Origin of the sequence: Streptomyces mexicanus, from assembly GCF_902506575.1 — a bacterium.
Classification (GTDB): domain Bacteria; phylum Actinomycetota; class Actinomycetes; order Streptomycetales; family Streptomycetaceae; genus Streptomyces; species Streptomyces mexicanus.
Genome location: NZ_LR732587.1, coordinates 1 through 1,694 on the forward strand (window position 1 = coordinate 1; position 1,694 = coordinate 1,694).

Below are 1,694 nucleotides of genomic sequence, written 5' to 3' on the forward strand. Positions count from 1 at the left end.
CGGCGGCCCCCGGCTGGACCGCGCCGACGTCCTGGCGGCCCACCTGGACCTGATGTGCCTGCGCATCGCCGTGCGCCTGGCCGCGCAGAACGGGCTGCGCGCACCGCCGTGCGGCGCCTGGCCGCCAAGGTCGCCGGACAGGTGCACGAGGCCGCCCGACGCAGTCTCGGCCCCGGCCGCGCGGAGCTGGACCGGGAGACGTTCGAGGAGGTGTTCCCGTGGGGCGTGGCCCCCGCCCGCCTCGGCGGCGGTACCGGTTGGGCGTCCGCCGTGCTCACCGAGGGCCTGCTCGTCCCCGCCGGCGACGGCTACCGCTTCGCCCACGAGGAACTCGCCGACTGGATCCAGGGCATCCACCTCGACCTGGACGAGGCCCTGCGCGTCCTGGTCCACCGCCGGCACATCCCGGGGGAGGGACGCCGGCCGCTGCCCGTGCCGCACCACCGCATCGGCCCCGTCGTCCAAGCCCTGCTCCTGCTGGCCCGGCGGCACGGTCCGCGCCGGCTGGCCGTCCGGCTGGAGGAGCTGGTGTGCGCGCTGGACGGCGCCCCGCATTCCTGGTGGGCGTCCCGGCTGCTCGCCCAGGTCCTGCTGCGGCTGCCGGACGCGACGCCGTACGTCCGGGTGCTGCGGCTGCTCGCCGACCGGATCGTGGTCTGGCAGCAGTGCGGCCTGCCCGTGCCGTGCGGTTTCGGCCCCGGCTTCTGGACCGCGCTGCACCTGCCCCTGGCCGAACGCTGCGAACTGCTGCGGCGGCTGCTCCCCGCCGACGGCCCGCCCCGGCGCACCGCGGAGCCCGGCCGGAGCCCCGGGCCGCAGCCCCGCTACCTCGACGCCGTCGCGGACCTCCTCGCCGCCGACCCCGTCGCCGTGGCACCGCACCTGACCCGCTGGTTCGACGACGAGCGGCCGCTGCCCGCGGCGCCCCGGGCGACCGTGGCCACGGCCGCCCAGGCGCTGCTGCACACCCACCGCGGCCGGGCCCCGGACGAGCTGACCGAGGTGCTGGCCGCGTGCGGGCACCCGCGCGCCGAGGAACTGCTGGCGGCCCTCGCCGAGGAGGAACCGGCCGCGCTGTGCCGGGCCGTCGAGCGGTGGGCCCGCGACGAGCGACCGCAGCGGCGGGCCACGGCGGTCGCCTACGCGCTGCGGACCGCCGCGCACACGCACGCCGAGGACGACCGGGCCCTGCTGCGCCGCGCCGCCCTCGCCGTGCTCGCCCGGCCCGCCGACACCGCCCTGCACGGCGGCGCGCTGGCCCTCCTCGTGGCCGACCCGCACACCCGCCCCGGCCATCTGCCGCAGGCGTTGCGGCACTTCGCGGCCGGCGACCCGCACCTGCCGCCCGGTGCCCTGGCCCCGGCCCTGGCCACCCACCCGGAGGCGGTCCTCGCCGCCTTCGGCGAGCGGCTGCTGCACGGCCCCGACACCGCGGAGGTGCTGCGCGCGCTCACCGACGTCACCACGCCCACCCTCGTCGGCCGGGTCGCCGCCGTCGTCCGCGAGGTGGTGGCGCGGCGGCCGGACGCCGCCGGTGACGTGGTGGACTGCGTGGCGCGCCGGCTCCGGCACGGACCGGCCGCCCGGACGGTGCTGTTCCTGCTGGTGACCGGGTTGATCGAGGGCGGCACGGCGCAGCTGCGGGCGGCCCTGGGCGCCCTGCTCGCCGCACCCCTGCCGCACGGCGCGCTCAC

Annotated in this window: 1 pseudogene; it reads left to right on the forward strand. The window is 79.3% G+C overall.

Annotation, left to right across the window (positions count from 1 at the left end):
* Nucleotides 1-1,694 (forward strand): annotated as a pseudogene (locus tag GV126_RS32750) (trypsin-like peptidase domain-containing protein); the annotation flags it as partial.